Consider the following 16918-nt stretch of genomic DNA (forward strand, 5'->3'; position numbering starts at 1 on the left):
CTGCCCAAGCTGTCCAGAACAAAGCGTCGCGCCTCGCCAGTGGTGCCGTAATCTCCACGATTTGCGGCTCCATTTTTTTGGGAAGGAAAATTAACTGGATTTAGGTTACGGAAGCCATCGCCATCCGGCAGAGGGTTGTAACGTCGTAGACCGGCAGCCCTGTCGTGCGGCGGATCACCGGGGCTACGCACGGGAATACGGTGCATTCGAACAAGATCGTCGCGATGTCCGGATGCGCGGTGCGGACCCTCGTGACACAGTTGACGACATCTACCTCGATATCGGCGAGTTCGGTAGGCGGCGGAGGTCGCATTAATTCATTGCGGACCAATGTGCCGCCTTCGACACCCCCGATTACCACTCTAGCCCGCTCGCGCGGGTTATCTATCCCGAGCATGTCTTCGCTGAAGCTGGTCGAATCTGCCACCAAGACGGCGATCTTCGCGGGCGGCGGGAACTGACGCAGCAAAGCCGGCAGCAGGAGCAAACTTGATGTCGCCACAGGAACGTTGACGGAGGCGGCCACCGCCGCATGGTACCGGATAAAATAGCCGCAGGACGAACTGATTGCGACGGCACCTCGCTCGACCAGGCGCTGTGCAGCCGCCACAAGCGCCGGCTCGAGCGCCGGGTCGCCGCGGTAGACCCGGTCCACCCAACCACCCTCCACGGTTTCCTCGATCACCGGGAAGTCGAATGTCGCCGGATTCACCAAATACCCGGGGGGAAGCATCCACGGCGGCGAGCCTGGCGGCAACCCGCGTTCTGTTCGCAGGACTCCGAGTGGACGTGGCGTTTTCAATGTCATGGAAGGCATCTGATCAAAGCTCGAACAGCTTGCGTGGTGTTTGCGTCAATACCTCGGCGCCGGTCTCGGTCACACGGAACGTCTCGCTGATGATATAGCCGAAATCCTCATCGACCCAGTTGCCCAGCATCAGGTGAAACGTCATGTTCGGCTTCAGCTCTGTCGTGTCAGTATTTTGAAGGCTCGCCGTCTGCTCGACCCAATCGATGCCAATAGCGTAGCCACAGCGCGACTCCTTTTTGAAACCCATTGTCTCGATCGCGCGATAGAAGGCGCTGGAAACGTCGCCGCAGGTACGTCCGGGTCGCACTGTCCCAAGCGCGACCTCGAGACCGGCCACCTCGGCTTCATGTAAACGGCGTAAGCGGTCGGAGGCCGCCCCAATCGTGAAAGTTCGCATGATGGCAGCAACGTAGCCATGGCGGTTGCCGCTCAGTTCTATGTTGATCTGCGAACCATCGCGCAAAACATCCTGGCTCCACAGGATGTGACAAGTGCCCGTGCGGGGTGACGAACAGATCAGGGGGGCCAATACTCCTGACGCAGGCTTGCCGTTCGGGCCACCGCGAACCTGCGCCGCCACGATCTCGGCCGCCAACTCGGCTTCGTGCACTCCGGGACGGATCACTTCAGTCGCGCGCATGATGGCCGCATCTGCGATGGCAGCGGCTTCGCGCATAATCTCGATCTCAAGGTCGGACTTTACGAGGCGCACCCAGTCCACGACCTTGCTGCAATCCACGATTCTAGCCTTCGACAGCCGCGCCCTGAACTTCTCCGCCGCGTGTGAGGAGAGGGACCCCCCTCCTCCCATCCCGCCGCCGGCAAGTTCCATTCCAATACCGCCACCTGCGAGATCGGCGTCATGAAGGAAATCGATCACTGCGTCGAAGCCGTTCTTGTCAACCTTACCGATGTAGTCATCGGAATAGCCGATCACCCTATTGCGCTCCAGAAACGTCTGATGGAGGCAGCCCGGCACATCCATGCGCCGTACGATAAGCGTTGGCTCCTCTTCCTGCATAGAAACGACAAGCGCGTGCAGGGAAAACATCCGGGTCAGATTACCGGTAAGATATGTGATGTTAGGCCAGCTGGTGACGACAAGCGCATCGACCCCGCGTCGTGCCATTTCGGATTTCACTGCGGCAAGCCTACCTAGGTATTCGATCCTCGGGAAGGCTTGAGGCCCTTTGCTGATGCTCATTTTATTCTTCCGTTCGGTTTTCGTGGCAGTTCGAGTTCGTCTGGCAGTCGGTTGAACAAGTTTCGCATGCCGTTCAGGCCCGTGCTACGTTAGTCCGACCTCGTTCTCTACGATCCCGCGAGTCGACCTAGTCCGTCCAGCAGCGCAGCTCCGGTGCGGATACCCTTGAGAAAGCAGTCGATCGTAATATTCTCGTTGGGCGCGTGATTAGCTTCATCGTAATTAGCGTAAGGAATTACGAAGGATGGCGCACCAAGAAGCTTCGTGAAGACGTAATCTGGCAGGGTAGCAGGGAGTGTTGGGTAGATAAGCGGCTCGACACCGTGTGCCGCGTACACGGCGTGCTGAACAACATCGGAAAATGGTGAATCGAGTGGCGTCTTCGACGGCAGCGTGGACTCCGTGCGAACAAACTCGACGCCGGGAGCATTTTTTTTGACATGAGCCTCCATCTTCGCGAGGATATCTTCAGGATTTTGCCGTTCTACGAGACGAGCGTCACACTTAACGAGAGCCTCATGCGGCAGAACTGTTTTCGAGCCAGCTCCACCGTAACCGCCATGGAATCCGTTAATGGTGAATGTAGGATGAAACATAAGCCTGTCCGCAACCGGACGATCAGTTGGCGCATCCAGCTCTATGAGGCCGAATTCTTGCTTAATGTGATCTGCTTCTAGTCGCAAACTTGTTGCCGCCACACGCTCAATGTCGGTTGGTGGCACAACGTCGTCATAAAAGCCGTCAATTGTAATCTCGCCATCTCGATTTTTCATAGTCGCCAGCAGATGCACCAACGTCCAAATAGGATTTGGCACGACACCGCCGAAGTTACCGGAATGGACGTCGCGATTGGCAGCACGAGCTCTCAGTTCGAATGAGGCGATACCTCTTACACCATAGGTTATAATCGGCTGCCCTGATTCGTGCCCAGGGCCATCCGCTGTTACAACCAAATCTGACTTGAGCCGATCGACGTGAGCCCGAACGAAGCCAGCGAGGTTCGGACTTCCAACCTCCTCTTCTCCCTCCAGTAGAAACAACACATTGCATGGCAAGCGGCCGTGCACAGCTAAATGCGATTCCAAGGCGAGGATCTGAGCAAAGTGCTGGCCCTTGTTATCTCCAGCGCCACGTGCGTAAACGCGCCCGTCTCGGATTCTCGGTTCGAATGGCGGACTGACCCAAGCCTCCAACGGGTCTGGAGGTTGGACGTCATAATGGCCATAGAGCAACACCGTTGGCGCTCCAGGGACGCGCTCCCAGCGCGCCATCACGACAGGGCATCCGGGCGTCTGTATCATTTGCGCTTCAAACCCCAAGTCGCTCAGCATTCTAACCAGGAGTTCGGCAACCACTTCCATCCCGATGTTTTCGACGCTGATGCTGGGATGTCGCAGATATTCTAGCAAGCGATCGACAAACAAGTCCTTATTAGAGTCAATGTGCGCAAATACCTGTGATAACTCCTTCGCACAGGGAGACTGATCGAAACTCTTGTTCATGTGTGAAATATTCTCTTTCCGTAATTACGTGCTGCAGCGTGCTTACATGTGGGATGATTAACCGTAATTTCGATCGACCTATTCTCTTTAAACTGCGGATCTTGGAGAAACACCTCGACGATGTTTGTGGCCAGCAACTCAAGTACCGGATTCGGCAGTGCTTGTCATCGCACTCGGCACCGACCGCCACGTGACCTACAGGGCAATCAACCAACTCACATCGCCCTAGCTTCTTCAGGACGAACGGCTGCCATTCCCTTTTGATCATCAGTTGTCGGGCTGCCATGCGTCAAATACAGTTTGCATATCATTGGCATCTGACAGCGAGATGGACCGCAGGGTCCCTGTCCCCAAGGCGCTAGAAGAGGAACGCAAGGTTGGCACCTTGTGTGTAAACTGTTGCATTGGGCAGCGCGCCAGTTTGGTCATCCATGACCATTATCCAAGTCGAAGGGTCGCGCTCACGCCATCATCGGAAGCCCACTTCTGAACGACACGTTGAGGCGGTCCCGCCTCCCAGCGTTTCACAGGGCAGGAGCTCGGCTTGATCCCGAACTTCTCAAACACCGAGATTTCTTTTTTTGGGGCTGCGTGCTGCTTCCAGGTCATCGTTGCGATGCTCGCGACCAGATCGCTGAACCTTTCGCCCTGCAAGCTGACATGCGTCCGCGAAAGAACTGCATTTTCAATCTCGTCCCGGAGCCACCGGCCAACATTCTCGGGCATTGGGTGCGCTATCTCCTTGCCCGTCGGGGGGGCTTGCCAGGACGCAGGATCACGGCGACCGGACGTCCGGTCGCGGCGTCATAGATGTGATCGGCAGGAAACAGCGCTCGTCATATGGGCGTTGAAGAACGAAAGCTGCTGATGGCCGTGAACGACATCAACCGTGTCATCGATCTCGAGCGTCACGCTTTTGGGCGCGGCATAGCTCGACAGCCATAGAAAGCACCAGCCGAGTCGGATGACGGTGCGCAGGTCGGCTGGGAGTACAGATCAATCCCGCTGTCGGGCAGCCGCTGCAGGCGAGCTTGAAGGCCAGGTCGGTGCGCTGTCGGTCGAGATAGTCGGCATCCTCGTAGCCGCATGCGATCGCAAAGATGCGGGGGCGCGCGAATGTCGGCCATGGCGTGTGTCACCCGCAGTGGGTCGCGCGAATCGTGGATCGCAGCGGCCAACCTGTCGGCCAATTGCAGGTGTAGCTCGCCGCGGCCAAAAGCATGACGCCACCATCCGTGGTGATGCATCCGGCCTCAAACGCAGCTGTGATCTTCTTGCGCCCAACGGCTGGAAATGAGAGCGGCAGCAACGTATCGTCGGTAATCGCGGGTGTGGCTCGCGAGATGTGGTGGCAGGGCTGGCTTAGACAACCGAAAGCTCTCGGTGCATAAGACGGGCAAGAGTGCCCTGGATGAAAAACGATCCCAAGCGCTCTAAGCATCGGCTCGAGCGCTACGAGCAGCCCAAGCGCATCATCTTCGCAGAGGACTTGCCGCGCAACACAATGGGCAAGGTCCAGAAGAATGTCTTGCGCCAACAGCACGCCGATCTATACGCGGGGGTGAAGCAGTGTTCAATTAATCGAGCCTCGATCGTCAAACAGCGCCCTAAGCCGCGCAATGCCACGGCCCTTAGAGGGAAAATTTGTCTGACGGCCCGGACGTCGAAAGCGGTGCAGGTAGTGCTGTGACGGGGCGTCAATAAGAGGTTGCCGGCGACTCAGCCGCAAATACACCTGAAGTTCGGTTGCCGCTTCGGGCAGCAGGCTTCGCTACGACGGCGTCCATGGGTTGGATATCTGTGTTCGCACAGTTTCCTCAGCCGTCAGTTAACTTTACGGTGCCTTCGCCGTCGTGTCGCGCACTTTGAGCATCGAGATCTCTGCCACCCGCAGGCCTGCGCCATAGTTACCGACAGCGCGGCCTGGTGCTTGAGGCAGGTGGTCGCGTCCAGCAAGCCGGCCACCTCGTCACGGCTCAGAATGACGGGCAGCTTGCGGGGACGGCCCACGCCAACAGCCTACATGCGAGTCCGGCCGGTCGAGCGTCTGGGTGAAGAAGAACCGTAGCGCCGACACAATGCTGTTCATGGTCGACACGGGCTCTCCGGCCTCACGCTGTTCGACCTTGAACCGACGCAGGTCGTCTGCGGACGCCTCGTCAGGTGAACGCCTCAGCCCCCGACGTCGCGGATTTAGATGCGCTGTGTCTCCGCGCGAGAAGCGCCGCTTATAGAACGCCACTCACTTGCGTTCGTACGTGAGAGCCCAACGCTGCGATCGCGTCTCGAGCTGCGCTTGTTGCATTCGCGACAATACGGCTTCGCTGACGCGAGCATGAGCTATTAAATGAGCGGCTCGACGCTCAGTTTTCGCGATTGGCACGCTGCTTGCTTGGGACATGGGTGCTAGCGAGCTCAATGGCCGCAGTTGCACGGCTTTGGTCTGGCGAAGGAACCGCGAACTTGGAGGATACCACCATGAGTGAAACGGCTTTGATCGATGGTGTCATTCCGCGTGCGGCTGTTGTTAAACGCGCGCCGCGCATTGGCGCTGAAATCAGGGATATCAAGCTGTCGGGCGATCTGCCAGACGAGATCATCGCCGCGATTAAAGGCCTGCTGCTTGACCACAAAGTTATCTTCTTCCGTGACCAGGGTCATCTCGACGACGCCGAGCACGAGCGCTTTGCTCTTCGTTTCGGGAAGCCTATGCTGTCTCCGACGTTAGATCCTGCGAAGGGAACGATGTCGATCCTCGAGATTGCGAGCGGAGGTTTTCGGACTGACGCTTGGCACATCGACTTCTCCTACCTGGATGCTTATCCTAAGACTTTGTTGCTGCGAGGCGCTATTATCCCTCCAGTCGGCGGCGACACGGTGTGGTCAAACACCGCAGCGGCATATCTCGACTTGCCGGCGCCGCTGCAACGGCTTGCCGATGATCTCTGGGCAGTTCACAGCAACGCGCACGACTTCGCCGTATTTGCCCGCCCTACCGAAGCCGAAAAAAGGGTTTATGATGAGGCCCTTACTAGAGCGAGTTTCGAGACCGAGCATCCCGTTGTACGTGTCCACGCCGAAACAGGCGAGCGGACGTTGGTGCTTGGCCTTTACGTGAAACGTTTTGTTGAAGTGCCTAAACATGACGGCCAGAGGCTATTCGATTTGTTCGAGGCTCATATCACCTCTCCTGAAAACACTGTGCGCTGGAACTGGAAGCAGGGCGATGTCGCTATCTGGGACAACCGCGCCACGATGCATTACGCGGTTAGGGATTATTGCGACCAGCCTCGCGTCGTCCGTCGCGTTGCCATCGACGGGGAGGTCCCCGTCGGTGTTAACGGCCGGTGCAGTGTAGCGCGTATCAAGATCATCAGGCAGCCGCCCGCGCCCTCATCCACGAGCTGAGTCCGTTAAAAAAAGCCCACCAAAACAACGGGGCCGCATCGGCGCACCGACGAGAGAAGATTTTAACCTGTGCTTGGCAGACCTGGCAGCGACTTACTCTCCTGCAGGCATCGTAAGGTTATCGGTCAGCGGGCACAGAGATGATTAGGGTGGTGAGACATCAAGCTGCCACGGTATGCGCGATTTCAGGGCAGGTTTCCATCTCGCGGCGCTGCGCAGACCACGATGGTCGGAAGATGATAGCGCGTGGCGGGGAAAGTGAAACACATTGGCGATCGGATCGTGGATAGAGACGAAGCGTTGAAGCTGGCGTGATGACTTGAATCGCTTCATGATCTGTTCTCGTCGTCGGATCGGCTGGCTCGACGCCGGGCATAACATTCTGCGTGGCGTGCCCATAAGTTTATCCGCGATCATGGCCCGAGGTGCACGGCCCTGCTCCTCCAGCAGCTTGCGCATCAGCCGCTTGGCAGCTCTGGCATTTCGGCCTCTGTATAAGCACGTCGAGCACGAAACCATTCTGGTCGACGGCGCGTCAGAGCCACTGCTTCTTGTCATTGATGGTGGCCCCGCATTCGTCCACATGCGACTTGTCACCAATCGCCCCGCTGATCGGCATTTTATGCCCCCAGCAAACTGTCGGTTGAATTTCTCTGCCCAGTTTCGGATGGTCTGAAGGGAGCGATGATGCCGCGTGCGGCAGCATATCTTCGAGCATGCGCAGGCTGCGCGGGAAGCGGAAATAGAGCCAGAACCACGTCGTTAGTCACTTCGGCGCGGGAAAGCGGTGGCAACGATAAGTAGATCACGGACAGACTTGCAATGCCGAAGCTGACTGACCACCTTAGTCACGTGTTGGGCGGTGCTTGTTTCGCAGTCGACCTCGACCGCCACCACGTGACGTAGAGCGCGACCAGCCACAGCACGGGTAGAAGCATCAGTAGCGACGCCACCGCGGCAATCGTAGGATCCAACTCATTTCGCATGCTCTCCCACATTCTCAATGGGAGGGTTCGAACCGCCCCACCGACGAGGGACGAAAGGACCACCTCGTCGAAGGAGTGGATGAACGCGAACAACGCGCCGCCGATGACGCCGGGGCGGATCAACGGAAGCGTGACCTTCATGAATGTCTGTAGCGGCCCGGCCGTCATGCTCTGCGCCGCCTGCTCCAGCCGCCGGTCGAAGTTCGCCAAAGTCGCCGAAACGATGACGACAACAAAGGCGATGGAACCGATGCTGTGAGCTAAGATCAAACCGGTTTTCGTGCCGATCAGCCCGAGTTTGACCAGTCCTAAATAGGTCGCAACGCCGACAACGATAGCCGGAAAGGTAATCGGCGTCAGGATCACCATGGTCAGGAGACCCCGCAGTCGCGGTACGGTGTTGCTGAGGCCGTAGGCCGCGAGCGTCCCAACGAAAGTGGACAGGATGGCGACCGCAACACCAATCTGAATGCTGGTCCAGGCGGTGCCAGACCAAGATGGATTGCTGAAGAAGGAGCGGTACCACTGTAGCGAAAGGCCCGACGGTGGGAACTCCAAAGCCGTCCCGGCACCGAATGACATGATCATGACTACGAGGCCCGGAAATAATAGGAAGAACATGACAACCGTGACGAACGCCGCGCCGACGATCTGCCACCAGCCGCCATCGTTCGCGGGCTGGTAGAGTTCTGCTATCCAGCGCTTCGATCGATAAGGAGCGAAAAGCTCCTTGATATGTTGTGCCAGTTTGCCGAGACAGGGTAGCCGGCTGGGACGTGACCCCCTCGTTGGTTGCGCCGCGAGGCCCTGCTTACCGGAAATGTCCAGTCCGAATATTGAGAGGACGACTGCGGCAATGCCTAAGAGGATGAAGGCTGAAGCAGCGATAGACTCTAGATTGAGGGCACTCTGGACCTGAGCCGCGATGACGGTCGACAGCAAGGCATCGCGCAACCCGCCCAGTGCTTGCGGAGTGATGTAGAAGCCGAGGCAAATCACAAAAACCAGCAGGACGCCACTGCGTATACCAGGAAGAGTGAGCGGAAGGAAGACGCGCCAAAAAGCGGCAAGGGGCCGCGCACCCATGCTGCGGGCCGCTGCTATCAACGAGTTGTCGATGCCAAGCATGACGCTGATCAGCGGCAGTATCATGATCGGAAGCATGATGTGAACCATGCCAATATAGAGGGCCACGCCACTGTAGATTATCGGCACAGAAGTGGATATCAACCCGAGGTCGAGCAGAAGATTGTTGATCAGGCCGCGGTCACCGAGGATAACGATCCATGCATAGGTGCGCGCCAGTAGGCTGGTCAGATAGGGAATGAAGACGAGCACGAGGAGCACGGTGCGCAGACGCTTCGAAGCGGCCACGATCAGATAGGCCGTAGGATAGCCGATAACGAGGCAGATGGCCGTGGCCACCACACTTATCTCAATGGTCTGGAAGAGCACGCGAACATTCGCCGGCCTTTCGAAAAACGCGTGGTAGTTGACAACCGAAAAGGCCGGTGCATTGAGGCTGGTCAGGAGGAGCTGAATGACCGGTACGCCGAACGCCACTAGCAGAATGGCGAAGGCCGGCACGGTCAGCGCAATGGGCATACGCCCAAGCTTCTGAAGCGTTCTCATACAGGTTCCCTCTTCCTGTCTCAAGCCGGGACGAGGCGGATGTCGGACCGCAGCCAGTCGAGCTGCACTTCATCGCCGGGTTCGAAGATCTGCTGCCCCGAGGGGACATGCTCGCGCACGATGAGTACGCTGCTTTCGACGCGCACATGATATTTCCGCAACGGACCGGCGTAGATCATGTCCTCGACCATCCCGGTGACAGATTGGCGCTGACCCGCCTGGGCGCCCTTCGGCGCCGTTTGAGCGGCGATGCAGATGCACTCCGGCCGGATCATCACTACAGTGCCTGAAGGTTGCGCTACATCGGTTTCGATCTTGAAACCGGGATTTTCGAGGATGTTTGCCTCGCCCAGAAAGGTCGCCACGAAGCTCGTGGCCGGCCGGTCGTAGAGAGCTTCCGGTGTGTCGATCTGCTCGATCCTGCCATCGCGCATGACGACGATGCGGTCTGACAGGGTGAGCGCTTCCTCCTGATCGTGAGTGACGCATATGGTGGTCTTGCCGAACTCCTTGTGCAGGCTCTTGATCTCGCCCTGCATCTGCTCTCGAAGATTGCGGTCGAGCGCGCCGAGCGGCTCGTCGAGCAGGAGGATCGGCGGATCGGCGATCAGCGCGCGGGCAAGCGCCACACGCTGCTGCTGGCCGCCACTCAGTTGCGACGGCATACGGCCGCCCAATTCCGAGAGATGCACGCGCTCGAGCATTCGGTCGACCTTCGCTGCTCTCCCTGCGGCTTTCATGCCACGCATTTCGAGCGGAAATTCCAGGTTTCGGCGCACCGTAAGATGCGGAAACAGAGCATAACTCTGAAAGACGATGCCTTGGTCGCGCCGGTAGGACGGAACTGCGGCGACTGATTTTCCGGCGATTAGGATATCGCCCTCACTGGGCGCCGCGAACCCGGCAAGTAGCATGAGCGCTGTGGTCTTACCCGAACCGCTCGGACCGAGAATGGTCAGGAATTCCCCGCGACTAACTGACAGCGACAACTCTTTAACCGCAGCGACCGTCCCATACATTTTGGTAACGCTGCAGAATTCGATCTGCGGAGGAACCGGGCTTTTCTCCAATGCGATCTCCTCTATGGGTGGCAAGAAACGGCCGGCATGTACTTTCATTGTTGAGCCTCCAGTCGAATTGAGCACCAGTCGACCATCAGCGGTGGATAGGGCTGCCGACGGCTTCGTGGTTGCCTTGCCGCACAGTCTACGGTGTTACGGACCTAAAGAAGAACCCACTCGTTCCAGCGCTGAGTTAACCGCTGAACGTTCGATAGACCGTCCGAGCCGATCTCACTATACCACTCGAAATTGAGGGGAATGCTGGTCGCCAAAAAGTCCGGTTGGCTGGCAAGTTTGCGGGCAACGTTCTCAGGAATCAGCTCATAAGCAATGCGGTTGGTCGGGCCGATAGGAAACATTTGGACGAAGGCCGCCTGGCGCTCGGCGCGTGTGGCAAATTCGATGAATTTTTGCGCATTCTGCGCATTCGGGGCACCTTTCGGGATCGCCCAATAGTCCCAGAGCAGCTTGGATTGGTTCCGATTGATCTCAAGTGGCAAGCCTTGATCGACGGACAAAACTGACCGACTATCATATGAATTGTAAAGGGCAGCCGTATTTTGTTGCATTAATTGCTGGATTTCGGCGCCGGTCGTCCACCATTTGCGGACATGCGGCTTGATCTTGTCCAGGCTAGCAAAAATGCGATCGATGTCCATCGGATAGAGCTTATCCGCAGACACACCGTCCGCCAGCAACGCTTCCTCCCAAGGACCTAGCTGTCCTGTCTGACCTGACGAGAGCACTCTGCTCCCAGGAAACTTCTCGACATTCCAGAACTCAGCCCACGAGGTCGGACGCGGCTTGTCAGGCGGAAACTTTGCGGTGTTGTAAACCATGGCAACTGAATAGATAACAGACGCGACACCGAAAGACTGCTTCCCATGGTCTACGATGGCGTCTAGCTCCTGCCTCTTATAGATTGAGTAGTCGATCTGCTCAAGATAGCCTTTCTCAAAAGCAGAAAGCGCCGCGGGTCCGACCACGCCTATCACGTCGACATAAACACTGTTCGTGGTCACCATCAGCTCAAGCTGTGCCGTGGTAGTCAAGTCGGTGATGGCCGTCACCTTGATCCCGGTTTCGGCCTCGAACGGCTTCACATAGGCCTCAATAATTGAGTTACCGTATGAACCTCCGCTACCTGTCCGAATGACCAGTTCACCTTGGGATTGCGCCAACACTCGTCCAGCAAATGGGGGCATTGCCGACGCGGCAACGGCACAAGATGTAGTCCGGAGAAAGCTTCTGCGGTTCATTCGAAAAGTCATTGATCGTTCACCTCTGGTGTTTGGACCGCCACCCGCGCAAGAACCTATTTGGCAAACCCATTTTGGGGGCCCCAAACTTCACGCTACCACCGCTGTGTCGATCAGATCAGCCCGATAGCCGATGCCATGGGGGCTGGCTTGTTTGTTCCTTCAAGGTTCGGTTACCGGCCTGCACGCATAGCACATCGTTGTCATCTGAAAGCGAGAAGGGCGACAGGGTCCCGGCCCACCGCGCGAAGAGCATCAAGGAGCGTAGCGTTTCGTGTCGGTGAGGTTCTCCTTCACCTTAGACACCGCCGACGAAGGCCGACGCCCTATGCGAGCGGTCGTTCCCCCAGATGCTTACAGCGGGGACGCGCTGACGTCGGCAGAGCGGATCGCGGACATGACGCACGGTTACGGTACAAAGGCCACCTGAACGACGATAGAGGCTCACACTAGAAGCTGGTCAAAAAGCAAAATATCGTGATGCTTTTCGCTGTCTGAAAATACTTCCAAAAGGCATCCGGCTACCGAAAATCCACATTTCTTTTCCGCGAAAGAAATAACCTCCGGCTTATCTTTGAAGACGAGCGCAAAAATGCAGTGCAGATTGAGGATAATTGCTCGATCTAGAAGAGCGTGCGCGAGAGCGGATCCGATCCCTTTACGACGACATGAATTTTGAACATAAAGAGACATTTCCGCTGTGTGCTTAACATCTTCCCTGACGCGCAACCGAGTGAGTGCTGTCCAGCCGACCACGGCGCCCTTATGCACGCACGTGTAGGACTCAAATGACGGGCGCGATTCGAACAGAAATTCCTTCATCTCCTTGACACTCCAGGGGCGCGTTCCTTGTGTTGATTCCCTTGCACGACATGCGGCGTTGTAGATCTCTGTCACGCTTGGCAGGTCACCTGTTCGCAACGGACGCACTTGGTACGACATTAAGTCCTCCAATCCCGTTTTGCATAGCGGATGGCTCGACTAGAGCTATCTCACAGTGGCGGTCTCCGGAGTTCGCGGCAACCTACCAAAGCTGGTAGCTTGTTTGGGCAGATTTGACTGTGGTTGTTCGGCATGGTTGAACGCAGGGTAACTGATATCCGCACCCAAAGTAATAAACGGCTGACTTGTCCGGAGGAAAAGCAGACGGCGAGTTGCCGGGTCACGTCGGCAGAACTCGGTGGGCGCTGAGAGCGGATGGCACCGCGTTCACGCGTTTTGAACAAGAAAGAAGCGAGGTATACCCATGTTTCGACGTGCAACTTATGCCGATGCTGACGACATGGCAAAGATCTACAATCAAGCGATGAAGCCCGATACGTTTGCCCTTAGTCAAATCGCTCCTGACACTCCCAACGAACGCGTCGCATGGCTTAGGGAACATCAAGATCCCTTTCCTGCGTTCGTCTACGAGATTGAAAATAGCAAAGTGATAGGCTGGTGCTCACTGAGTCGATTTTCCGTGCGCCCTGAATATACGGACGTCGCCGAGACATCACGCTATATTGATGAGAACCATCGAGGGAAGGGACTTGGCAAGCTGATGCTCTCGCACTTGGTTGAAGCCGCCACCAACCTTGGATTTCGACTACTAGTGTTGCGCTCATATGAAAGAAATACTCGCAGTTTAAGAAGCGCTAATCCTTTCTTCCGGCGGGTAGCGGTTCTACACGAAGCGGCATGCATTCAGGGTGAATGGCACAACGACGTATGGCTCTGGAAGAAATTGCGATGAGTCGGAATTTGCGTACGAGTGAGCCACTCCCCAATGTTTGGAGGCTTTCGGGATTTAAGCTACTCTACCCATGCCGGTCCGTTTTGGTCTTGTTCAAGTAGACCACGGCGGCGTGAGGCCGCTGATCGTTGTACGACTCAGCTACGGAGCGCCCACCGGCCAATGCGAGCTTCTTTATCCATGGCATACTTGGACAGTTTGCCAGGTCCACATTCATCAGGTGATTAGTAGAGTGACCTAGCGGTCTTCCGCTGCAGCATCTCCGGCAAGGCATCGGATCGGTGGTTGGAGGTTCCGGCGTGGCGTTCGATCGGGGCCGCCGCGCGAGCTCGATACAGCTCCGCACGTCGGCCTTCCCGCTCTTGGCGCCCTGTCGACAATGCTCTGGGAAAATGGTGGCCCATCGCAATCGCAGAAGACGGGCGCAAGCATTGGGCTCTCACGATGCAAATCGGGGAGATGTGCATGCCGCGTCAGCCCACGACAGTTCCGTTCTCGAAGCTGAACGACGCCATCGCAGTGCAGACGCCGCAATGGCAGGCGCTGGCCGCCGAGACGCGTCGACGAATGACGAACTGAGGTCAGTCAGATTCTCGATCACATCGAGGGCAACCGCTCTCCGGAACAGGAGGCGGTGCGTTATGCGCCCCCGATCGAGGCAAGCTCAGGTAAGGAACCAAGCCGCTCGTGAAAAAGACGCTAGCGCAGAAAACTCTAAATTCTGAGCAGTCCAGTTGTCTAGGGATCAGGGCACAGCCTGTCGCCGCGACACCGTCAGAACGCATAAGCTCCCACACGTTCGCGCAGCGCTCTCCGCCCCAATCCGGGCCTTCTCTTCGACCGACCACGCGCGCTGCCGACGACGGCCCATAATCACCTCTACTCGTCCGACAATCCCCGGCTTCATTCCTGGCTTCAAGCCAGCCATCAGGCCTGGCATTTTCATCTCTCCACCTTGTATCTACAGGAGAGAGATTTCGTGGGATTAAAGCGATTGAAGCCGGGCGGCCACCCTAAGGCGGTGCCCACCATCATCCACCTCTGCCGTCGGCGGCGAGTTTCACGTCGCCGGATCCGGCTCGCCGAACCTCCTTAGGTGTGGTGACTCCAGCAACATCATCGTCAAATGCCGCTCTCAGCGAAATCCTAAGTAGCTCCAGACGTCGGAAACAAGACTGTCACAGAAATTTAACTCAGCGAATGCGCGTTTTTAGGAGATCATGCATCCACTTCGTTAGGGTGCCGCTCGTGACAATTGCGGCACTCGGCGCCTTCCATTTGACCCTACTTCAATCACGAAGCGGGCATTGAGCGGTCTGTTCTTCCCGGCCTTACGTGGTTGCAGGCTCCCCACCGAGAGAGTTCGTCCCTATGAGCAAGGAGATTGCTGCTATGAACAAGAAATTCACCGATACTAACAATTCGGGCCTCGCCGTTTTTGAGCGCCTTGAATCCGAGGTGCGTGGCTACATCCGCTCGTTTCCGATCCTATTTGATCGCGCGGTTGGCACTACCCTCATAGACGCAGACGGTCGAGAATATCTTGACTTCTTCGCAGGGTCAGGGGCCCTCAATTACGGTCACAACAACCCATCCTTTAGGCAACCGTTGCTGGATTACATCGAGCGCGACGGAATCGTGCACGGGCTCGACCTTGCCACCACCGCCAAGAAGGCATTTATCGAGGCCTTTGAGCGGTATATCCTGAAGCCGCGTGGTCTGACTTACAAATTGCAGTTCACAGGTCCCACTGGTACGAATGCGGTCGAGGCGGCGCTGAAGTTGGCGCGCCTAGTAACCGGCAGGGCGAATATCGTCGCATTTACCAATGCGTTCCATGGCGTTAGCGCTGGATCGTTGGCTGCGACTGGAAACAAGAAGTACCGGAGTGCCGCAGGCCACCCCCTCGCGCACGTGACGTCGTTGCCATATGATGGTTATCTCGGCCCTTCGGTGGACACGATTGATTACTTTCAGAAGCTGCTCAACGATCCTAGTAGTGGCGTCGATAAACCTTGCGCAGTGATTCTGGAGGCAGTCCAAGGCGAAGGGGGCATCAATCCTGCCAGTTTCCAATGGCTGCAACGGCTGCGTGAGCTGACCGCAAGACACGAGATCCTGATGATCGTCGATGACATTAAGGCGGGCGTGGGTCGCACGGGAAAGTTTTTCAGTTTTGAAGAGGCTAAGATCGTACCGGACATCGTCACTCTGTCGAAGTCCTTGTCGGCGATCGGAACGCCGATGTCCCTCGTTCTTCTGAAGCCTGAACTGGATGTTTGGTCGCCTGGCGCGCACAGTGGTACGTTCAGGGGCAACAACCTTGCTTTCGTTACTGCTCGGGCCGCTCTAAAGACCTACTGGGCAGATACCAAGTTTGAGGACGAAATCGCTGGCAAGTCCACGATCTTGGCTGAAGAACTCAAGTCAATCGCAAGCGATTTCCCCAACCTCGGCCTGAGTGTACGGGGCCGCGGATTGATGTACGGGCTTGTATCACAAAAACACCATTCATTGGCGGTCCAAGTCTCTCGGGAGGCCCTGCATCGCGGCTTGGTGATCGAGACCTGTGGCGGGCGGAGCGAGGTCCTCAAGTTCCTCGTCGCACTTACCATTACCGAGGCTGACCTGCGCCGTGGTTTATCAATCGTGCGCGAGAGCATTAGTGCGGTGCAGAGCAGTATGGAAGAAGCCCGCCATGAGGGTGACAAGAACGTGTAAGAAGTCGGAAAGCGCCAGCAGCGAGCGCGCTCCCCGGAAGATCCCATGCGCGGTACAGGCAGGCTCGATCCGAACCTCGCGTGCCTGCCCCGTGAGGGGGGTGGGCGGCAGAAAGCGATGCCCGCTGAACGAGGCACCCGTAGGGCCGGAACAGAGTGGAGGATGCGAGCGAAGCGAGCGTTGCGGCACGCCGCGGCGGGCCTAGAAAGGAGCGTCGCCCACGTGGGCGCTGGAGGGCTCCGCTGGAGCTCTGCTGGCTCATCGCAGCAGCGGGCGTTCTGTTTCCTCTGGCGAGCGCCGCGAATCCGAGCCCATCCTTTGGAGGAACGCTCCAGCTGTCGCTCTCAATTTGAAGTCGAGAAGCGGCCCGATCATGGTCAAGGTCAAATATCTGATAGTGAGAAAAACGTTGAGACCTTCCTCGGCTTATGAGGTAGCGCAGGCCATGTCCACAGCCGCGTCGGGGCTTGTAATTGGACGCTCCAGCGGCTTGTTCTCCCGTGTGGCCGATACGCTCGTCCAGTTCCTTGTCTACTCCCATGAGGTGATGGTTGAGGCGAAGATAGTCGGTCCAGGTCGGCGTGCGGAATGTGCCCGTA

The 16918-nt window shown here is 57.3% G+C and carries 11 protein-coding genes and 3 pseudogenes; 4 read left to right on the forward strand and 10 right to left on the reverse strand.

The features are described from left to right. Nucleotides 1–100 precede the first annotated feature (100 nt). The 5 genes and pseudogenes from A3AU_RS1000000140035 to A3AU_RS1000000138585 all read right to left on the reverse strand — a co-directional run. Entirely contained in the window at nt 101–712 is a 612-nt protein-coding gene (locus A3AU_RS1000000140035) for an aspartate/glutamate racemase family protein (protein ID WP_335337267.1), read from the reverse strand. Between the two features lie 109 nt (nt 713–821). Beyond that, on the reverse strand, nt 822–2015 hold the full coding sequence (locus A3AU_RS0131730) for a M24 family metallopeptidase (RefSeq protein WP_027056449.1): 1194 nt from the start codon (nt 2013–2015) through the stop codon (nt 822–824). A gap of 107 nt (nt 2016–2122) precedes the next feature. Continuing rightward, nucleotides 2123–3517, reverse strand: a complete 1395-nt coding sequence (locus tag A3AU_RS01000000136565) for a M20/M25/M40 family metallo-hydrolase (RefSeq protein WP_032918502.1) — start codon at nt 3515–3517, stop codon at nt 2123–2125. A 624-nt stretch (nt 3518–4141) separates the two neighbouring features. Continuing rightward, nucleotides 4142–4243: pseudogene (locus A3AU_RS1000000141055) on the reverse strand (GntR family transcriptional regulator); the annotation flags it as partial. 26 nt (nt 4244–4269) lie between these two features. Next, nucleotides 4270–4841: pseudogene (locus A3AU_RS1000000138585) on the reverse strand (transposase); the annotation flags it as partial. Between the two features lie 87 nt (nt 4842–4928). Here A3AU_RS1000000138585 and A3AU_RS1000000140040 point away from each other — a divergent pair. After that, nucleotides 4929–5207 carry a hypothetical protein gene (locus tag A3AU_RS1000000140040; RefSeq protein WP_027056451.1) on the forward strand — a complete coding sequence of 93 codons (279 nt, stop codon included), beginning with the start codon at nt 4929–4931 and terminating at the stop codon, nt 5205–5207. Nucleotides 5208–5995: 788 nt separating this feature from the next. After that, a complete protein-coding gene (locus tag A3AU_RS0131755) occupies nt 5996–6925 on the forward strand; it encodes a TauD/TfdA dioxygenase family protein (protein WP_027056452.1) in 930 nt (309 codons plus the stop codon). A gap of 144 nt (nt 6926–7069) precedes the next feature. Here A3AU_RS0131755 and A3AU_RS1000000138595 read toward each other — a convergent pair. The 5 genes and pseudogenes from A3AU_RS1000000138595 to A3AU_RS01000000136575 form a co-directional block, all read right to left on the reverse strand. Continuing rightward, nucleotides 7070–7676, reverse strand: a pseudogene (locus A3AU_RS1000000138595) (IS6 family transposase); the annotation flags it as partial. 97 nt (nt 7677–7773) lie between these two features. Beyond that, nucleotides 7774–9543, reverse strand: coding sequence for an ABC transporter permease subunit (locus A3AU_RS0131765; protein WP_027056453.1), 1770 nt, complete (start codon nt 9541–9543; stop codon nt 7774–7776). A gap of 20 nt (nt 9544–9563) precedes the next feature. Further along, nucleotides 9564–10661 (reverse strand): ABC transporter ATP-binding protein, encoded by a 1098-nt coding sequence (locus A3AU_RS0131770; RefSeq protein WP_027056454.1) that lies wholly within the window; start codon nt 10659–10661, stop codon nt 9564–9566. Between the two features lie 104 nt (nt 10662–10765). Next, the gene (locus A3AU_RS0131775; RefSeq protein WP_335337270.1) at nt 10766–11788 is read right to left on the reverse strand and encodes an ABC transporter substrate-binding protein; all 1023 of its coding nucleotides are present in this window, start codon (nt 11786–11788) and stop codon (nt 10766–10768) included. 519 nt (nt 11789–12307) lie between these two features. Beyond that, nucleotides 12308–12805: a GNAT family N-acetyltransferase gene (locus A3AU_RS01000000136575; protein WP_027056456.1), complete on the reverse strand. Its 498-nt coding sequence runs from the start codon at nt 12803–12805 to the stop codon at nt 12308–12310. A gap of 304 nt (nt 12806–13109) precedes the next feature. Here A3AU_RS01000000136575 and A3AU_RS1000000138600 point away from each other — a divergent pair, with 304 nt between their 5' ends. Together A3AU_RS1000000138600 and ectB are read left to right on the forward strand one after the other, a co-directional pair. Beyond that, complete coding sequence (locus A3AU_RS1000000138600) at nt 13110–13598, forward strand: GNAT family N-acetyltransferase (RefSeq protein ID WP_081709745.1); 489 nt, start codon at nt 13110–13112, stop codon at nt 13596–13598. A gap of 1392 nt (nt 13599–14990) precedes the next feature. Further along, nucleotides 14991–16319, forward strand: a complete 1329-nt coding sequence (ectB, locus tag A3AU_RS01000000136580; protein ID WP_032918565.1) for a diaminobutyrate--2-oxoglutarate transaminase — start codon at nt 14991–14993, stop codon at nt 16317–16319. The last annotated feature ends 599 nt before the right edge of the window (nt 16320–16918 follow it).

Source organism: Mesorhizobium erdmanii USDA 3471 (genome assembly GCF_000472705.1).
GTDB lineage: Bacteria > Pseudomonadota > Alphaproteobacteria > Rhizobiales > Rhizobiaceae > Mesorhizobium > Mesorhizobium erdmanii.